General features: G+C 60.0%; 5 protein-coding genes and 1 pseudogene. 1 reads left to right on the top strand and 5 read right to left on the bottom strand.

Going from position 1 to position 4842, the window contains the following annotated elements; translation table 11 throughout:
- The coding region (locus tag AC1DWF_RS30275; protein ID WP_476842442.1) for a hypothetical protein at window positions 1-537 on the top strand (537 nt) is incomplete at its 5' end.
- 213 nt (window positions 538-750) lie between these two features.
- On the opposite strand, the pseudogene AC1DWF_RS30270 reads toward AC1DWF_RS30275, so the two are convergent.
- From AC1DWF_RS30270 to AC1DWF_RS30250, 5 genes and pseudogenes are all read right to left on the bottom strand, one after another.
- Window positions 751-1164, bottom strand: a pseudogene (locus AC1DWF_RS30270) (alpha/beta fold hydrolase); the annotation flags it as partial.
- A gap of 232 nt (window positions 1165-1396) precedes the next feature.
- The gene (locus AC1DWF_RS30265; protein WP_476784810.1) at window positions 1397-2344 is read right to left on the bottom strand and encodes an isoaspartyl peptidase/L-asparaginase family protein; all 948 of its coding nucleotides are present in this window, start codon (window positions 2342-2344) and stop codon (window positions 1397-1399) included.
- Between the two features lie 68 nt (window positions 2345-2412).
- Complete coding sequence (locus AC1DWF_RS30260) at window positions 2413-3993, bottom strand: ABC transporter substrate-binding protein (protein WP_476784809.1); 1581 nt, start codon at window positions 3991-3993, stop codon at window positions 2413-2415.
- A gap of 38 nt (window positions 3994-4031) precedes the next feature.
- Window positions 4032-4610 carry a MarR family winged helix-turn-helix transcriptional regulator gene (locus AC1DWF_RS30255; protein ID WP_476784808.1) on the bottom strand — a complete coding sequence of 193 codons (579 nt, stop codon included), beginning with the start codon at window positions 4608-4610 and terminating at the stop codon, window positions 4032-4034.
- A gap of 55 nt (window positions 4611-4665) precedes the next feature.
- Window positions 4666-4806: a hypothetical protein gene (locus AC1DWF_RS30250; protein WP_476842441.1), complete on the bottom strand. Its 141-nt coding sequence runs from the start codon at window positions 4804-4806 to the stop codon at window positions 4666-4668.
- Between the last annotated feature and the right edge of the window lie 36 nt (window positions 4807-4842).

Raw genomic sequence — 4842 nt, 5'->3', positions numbered from 1 at the left:
AAACGAAACACGGTGCTTATATTGTCAAAAACTATTAATCACAAAATGCTCAATAGTTCGAATGACCTATCGGAAAAACTTGAAATTTATGATGCTCTTTCAATTGCAGCTCTGAACGAAGAGCAACGTGCTGCTCTCGATGTCGAGTTGTCGTGGCTGTCATTTAGGATTGAGTTCGAAAGGAAGATGGGAAGTGAGGTCATGCTGCGTGATCATTGCCGGAACATCTTCGAGTCCGACATGATTTGCAGCTTGATCGTAGATCGATGGCTCAAAGGCAGCCCCATTACCCTCAAGGATCTGGCGACCTATTTCCAAACTTTCGTCAGCGACGTTACCGTTAAGCGGCATGTTGACGACATGGAAGCCGCCGGAGCACTCGTGCGTGTTCAAGATGCGGCTGACAAGCGGCGAATGCTCTTGATACCTACTGAAAAGGAAGCCGAACCAGCGCGTATGTTCCTGCAGGGTCGCATTGATTCAGCTCTTCGGCATGGGTTTGTGTATGATCCCGAACGCGCCAAGGCGCAACGATAGCCAGCAAGTTGCCCGGCAATCATTGCAGACTATAAACAGCCACGGCTGCCACGGGACGGAAATTCGGTATGCTGCTCCGCAGCTTGCAGCGTTCCCTAGTCAAATCGGCAGACGGTGAGACGAGTATTCCTAGTTTAGGCGAGAAACTCCCTGTATTCCCACGGAAAACAGGGAGGCCAATCTACAGACTGGCTCGCACTAGACTGCCTACACCTGCTCGATGCGATTATTGAGGTATTTGCTCTGGCGAATACGGATCCGCTTTGGCGCTCGCCACGATTTGTCTTGCAAGCGGTTTTTGGTATCGCAGGCCACGATCGCCTCGCGGTTGGTCTGGCTGCCATCGTTAACGATGCGATCAGGCCGGTTCCAGGCGGGATCTGACATCAGCGCGTCGGCGCAAGCATCGACAAACATGACCTGATCGCGCGAGATGCGAGACGTCGTCGCTATCGGCGCGGCGCGTGCGACCATATCAGGATAGCGCACCGCCCATTCATCGACCTGTTGTCCGCCCATCGACCCGCCGACAACCAGCGCCAACCGCTCGATACCGAAATGCTCAACCATGAGCTTGTGCTGAGCTCGTACGTCGCCCCCGATCCGCACCTTCGGAAACTTGGCCATCGATTCCCGTTGCAACCTCGCTGCTACGGTTGTCCGCAGCCAAAGTCGCTGACGCTGTCCCGGTGCTTGCCCGTCTCCGGATGACTGGGACGGGCACTCCGGCCCGTCGTGTTGATGTTAAGGTGAAGCAAGTCGCCGAGCCGCTGCCGTTCGTAGCGTTGCCGACCTCGGCTCAATGCGGTCCACCCGGGTCAAGCCGATCCCTGTGCTGCATCCGGCCTGTCCCTACCCGTCAATTATGGGCGAAGACCTCGCTGTGGGACGCGACGAATATCTTGCCGTCTTCGCCTACCCACCCGCGGAACATGCCGTCGGTGTTGTAGGGGGCTGAGATCGCGCCGTCGGCACTGACAGCCACCAGACCGGCACCGATGTCGTGCGGCTTCATGTCATGGATGATCACCTTGGTCGCGGCGGCCTCTAGGCTTTCGCCCAGATACGCCATGCGCGACGCCACTTCGTGGCCGACGACATGGCGGATGAAGAATTCGCCCTTGCCGGTTCCGGAGACGGCGCAGACGCCATCGCGCGCATAGGTGCCGGCGCCGATGATCGGGCTGTCGCCGACGCGACCGTCGGGCTTATTGTTGTAGCCGCCGGTCGAGGTCGCCGCTGCCAGGTGGCCACGGCTGTCGAGCGCGACCGCGCCCACCGTGCCGTGCTTTTCCGATTCGCTCGCTTTCGCCGCCGTACCGGCCAGGGCATGCGCCTTCATGGCCGCCAATGCTGCCTTGCGGCGCTCGGTGGTGAAGTAGGTCTGGTCGACGATCGTCAAGCCCTGGTCGCCGGCGAAACGGTCCGCCGCGGAGCCGGTCAGCAACAGCGCATCGCCATGCTCCATGACCGCACGGGCGGCAAGCACCGGGTTGCGGACGTTGCGGGCGGCGCTGACAGCACCTGCAGCCAGCGTTGCGCCATCCATGATGGAGGCGTCGAGCTCATGGACGCCCTCGGTGTTGAGAGCTGCGCCATGTCCGGCATTGAAATGAGGGCTGTCCTCCATCACGACGACCGCAGCCTGCACGGCGTCAAGTGCCGTCCCGCCATCCTTGAGGATGGCGTATCCGCTCTCCAGCGCGCGCCCGAGATCGTGCCGGGCTGCAATCCACTCGTCCTCGGTGAGGTCGAGCTTGGCCATGACGCCGCAGCCGCCATGGATAGCCAGGGCAAATGTGTTCATTCGATTTGATCCTGCATAAAAAGGGAGGCGGCCCTGGGTAGAGCCGCCTCGGGAGACTTGTGTCGGGTTTACTGCTTCGGCTTTACGTCCATCGCCAGCGTGTCTTCGTCAGAACGCGGCGTGTAGACGATCTTGTCGGCCTTTGCGCCCCAGGCYGACACATTGACGGCCAGCGGCAGGTCGGGACGGTCAGTCGAGACGAGCAGATTGGCCTTTTCCAGCAGTTCGCGGCGCTTGGCTTCGTCCATCTCAGCGCCGGCATCCTGGATCAGCTTGTCCATTTCGGCGTTGGAGTAGCCACGCACGTTGAAGGCGCCCAGCGACTTTGAGGGATCGTTGGTGTGCATCAGCGACGACAGCATGTAATTCGCCTCGCCGGTCAACGTGCCCCAGGACGCCATGTACAGCGAATATTCGCCGCGCGTCTTGGCAGGGTTGAACACGGCGGCCGGAACGCCGTTGACTTCCATGTTCACGTTGATAGCGGCCATCAGCTGCGCAACGGTCGGTCCGAGCTCGGATGGCATGCGGTCGTTGGCGTAGTTGAGCGACACCTTGAAGCCATCAGCATAGCCGGCGTCGGCCATCAGCTGCTTGGCCTTCTCGACGTCAAAGGCGGCGGGCTGGATGTCCTTGTTGTAGCCGAAGATGTTCGACGACACCATTTGTGTGGGCACCACGCCCATGCCTTCGAGCGCAACCTCCGAGATCGTCAGGCGGTCGAGCGCCAGATCGAAGGCTTCACGAACGCGCGGATCGAGGAAGGGATTCTTGTCGAGCTTCTTGCCGGCATTGTCCCAGACCATCGGCGAGCTCTCGCGGAAGTCGAACTCGAGGTAGGGAATGTAGACCGACTCGTCCTTGATGACCTGAATGTTGCTGTCGGCCTCGAGGTTGGCCAGATCAGTCGCCGGAACCTTAGAGACCAGGTCGACCTGGCCGGCTTTCAACTGCGCGACGCGCGCTGCGTCGTTGGGGATTTCCTTGCGGGTCACCTTGTCCCAAGGCTGGGCGCCGTCCCAGTAGCCATCGAACTTCTCGAGTACCATATCCTGCGTGGGCGCCCAGCTGACGAATTTGTAGGGGCCGGTGCCAATCGTCGCCTTGCCGGAATTGAAGCCTTCGGCCGCCGTCTCCTTGGTCGAATAGGCTGCTGCAGCCTTTTGCGAGACGATGAACAGGCGCACGAAATCGTTGGGCAGCGTCGGGGCTGCGCCTTCCGTCTTGACGCGCACGGTCAGCTTGTCGACAACTTCGACGCTCTTGACCCGGCGCACGAAGATGGTCGACGGGTTGGGGCCGGTCACATTGGGGATGCGCTCGATCGAGAACTTCACGTCCTCGGCGGTGAAGTCCGAGCCATCATGGAACTTCACGCCGTCGCGTAGCTTGAACTCCCAGGTAGCGTCATCGACCACCGTCCAGCTCAGCGCCAAGCCGGGCTTGATTTCGAGATTGTTGCCTGACCTCAGCAGCGTGTCGAAGACATGCTTGGTCGCTTCGGCGTTGGCAGAAGTCGCGGTGAAGTGCGGGTCCATGGAGGCCGGGCCGGACTTGGTGGCGATGACGAGGTCGTCGGCCATTGCCACCATCGGCGTCAGCAGTGTCGTCGCCAGCATTGTGGCGCGCAGGAGAGATGCGAGTTTCATAGATTTCCTCATGGTCTTGGCTTGAAATCGGACGGACGCTACGTCGGCTGGCCGCCAGAGCTTTCCGGATCATCTTCGATCTCGCGCGGCCAGCCTTCCGAGGCCACGACGAGCTTGGTGAGAATTTCGGACAGGCTGAGCCGCTCCGCCGGCGACAGCTTCTCCAGCATCATGCGCTCTTGGTTGATCATCAGCTGCTCTACCTCCATCACCGCCGCGCGCCCCTTGGGCGTCAGGATCAAGGTGGCGCGCCGCAGGTCGGCGAGATCGGTTTCGCGGTCGATCATGCCGAGCGTTGCCAGCTTGTTGACAGCGCGGCTCAGCGTGTTCTTGGGAAAGCCGGAGGAGCGGACAACCTCGGTCAGAGTCAGCTTGTCGCTCAGATAGAGCGACCACAGCACCACGAATTCAGGCCTGAGCAAACCCAGCTGCTGCTGGATGCGGCCATAGACCGGGGTGTTGAACTGCAAGGCCAGGAAATTCAGCCGGAACGAAAACCAGCAGGGATTTTCCCACAGCTTGGGAAACAGTGGATCGTCCGGCGAAAGATCGGCCAGCTCGGACTTCGTCCGGCCAGCGCGTGCCTCATACAAGGCTGGGTGCAGCGACTGATCCATCTCCCCCTCATTCAAATTAGTTCCAATCGGAACGGTATCGGAAAATAATGTTGCGTCAACTGCGATTTTTTGTTCCTAATGGAACTTGTTTGATATAGGGCCGCTTCAGCTTTGGCTGGGACAGGATCGCCGAAAGCAGGCGAAGCGGCTTGCCATCCACGCTGACGATGGCACACGGAGAGACGAGAATGCGCATTCAGGACATGCATTGGGCGATGGTCGAGGCGACAGC

It is taken from the genome of Aminobacter sp. P4_D5, from assembly GCF_056401815.1.
The sequence above is the reverse complement of the archived record's forward strand: the minus strand, read 5'-3'. Positions and strand labels throughout refer to the sequence as shown.